Source organism: Psittacicella hinzii, from assembly GCF_003585935.1.
In the GTDB taxonomy this organism is placed as follows: domain Bacteria; phylum Pseudomonadota; class Gammaproteobacteria; order Enterobacterales; family Psittacicellaceae; genus Psittacicella; species Psittacicella hinzii.
The window spans coordinates 1-1,498 of the sequence record NZ_NRJG01000141.1 but is presented as its reverse complement, the minus strand read 5'-3'; the positions used below and the strand labels follow the sequence as shown (position 1 = coordinate 1,498).

General features: G+C 34.0%; 1 protein-coding gene. It reads right to left on the bottom strand.

Annotated features, from left to right (window positions below; genetic code table 11):
• Positions 1-1,292: 30S ribosomal protein S1 (locus CKF58_RS06860; protein ID WP_119532300.1), on the bottom strand; the 1,292-nt coding region annotated here is incomplete at its 3' end.
• Positions 1,293-1,498: the final 206 nt, after the last annotated feature.

The following is a 1,498-nucleotide window of genomic DNA, read 5'->3' as shown; positions in this document are numbered from 1 at the left end:
TTGATACCTAAAGAAATACGTTCTTTTTCAGCATCAATTTGTAATACTACTGCAGTAACTTCGTCACCTTTTTTGTATTGACGTACTAATTCTTCGTTCGAACCGTTACCTAAATCAGAAACGTGTACTAAACCATCAATACCACCTTCTAGACCGATGAAGATACCGAAGTCAGTGATTGATTTGATTTTACCAGTTACTTTTTGACCACGTGAATAAGTTTCAGCGAACTTAGCCCATGGGTTTTCTTTACATTGTTTGATACCTAAAGAAATACGACGACGAACTTCATCGATTTCTAAGATTTGTACTTGTACTTCTTCACCTAATGAAACTACTTTAGATGGGTGAACGTTTTTGTTAGTCCAATCCATTTCTGAAACGTGAACTAAACCTTCGATACCACCTAAAATTTCTACGAAGCAACCATATTCAGCTAAGTTAGTTACTTTACCAGTTAATTTATCACCAACTTGGTATTTAGCAACTACTTCTTCCCATGGATCAGCTTGTAATTGTTTTAAGCCTAAAGAAACACGTACTTTTTCTTTGTCAAATTTTAATACAACAACTTCAACTTGTTCACCTACAGCTACTACTTCGCTTGGGTGTTTAACACGTTTCCAAGACATGTCAGTAATGTGTAGTAAACCGTCAACACCACCTAAATCTACGAATGCACCGTAGTCAGTTAGGTTTTTGATTGTACCTTTAACAACTTTACCTTCTTCTAATGTTTCGATTAGAGCTTCACGGTCTGCGTTGTCTTCGTTTTCAAGAACTGCACGGCGAGATACAACGATGTTGTTACGTTTTTGATCAAGTTTGATAACTTTGAATTCTAGATCTTTACCTTCGATGTTAGCGTTATCACGTGATGGACGTAATTCTACTAATGAACCTGGTAAGAATGCACGAATACCATCGATCTCAACTGTATAGCCACCTTTAACTTTAGATGATACGTGACCAGTAATAGTTTCTTTGTTATCGTGGATTTCTTGTAATTTTTTCCAAACTTGTAGAGTTTTAGCTTTTTTGCGAGATAAAGTAACGTCGCCTTGACCATTTTCTAATGATTCAACTGCAACTTCGATTTTATCACCAACTTTAACAGTTAATTCGCCGTTAGCATTTTTAAACTCTTCAGCATCGATTTGAGCTTCTGATTTTAAGCCTGCATCTACAATAACGAAACCTTTTTGAAAACCGATTACAGTACCTTCTACTACTTCACCAACTTTTGGTGTGTTAAGAATTGACGCTTCAAATAGTTGAGCAAAATTTTCCATGGTGTAAATATAAATTTAAATTAAAAAAACATCCAATTTGAATCATTCAAATGGGGTTGTGAAAACTAACATAGCCTCATGCTATGCAATAAAAAACAATAACTTATTATATCCAAAAATTAATTAACTTTGGTAAAATTTTTCATCTAAGTATTTAATTTTTGATACTTAATCTTAAAATTTCTTGTTCCTAAAACATGGTATGC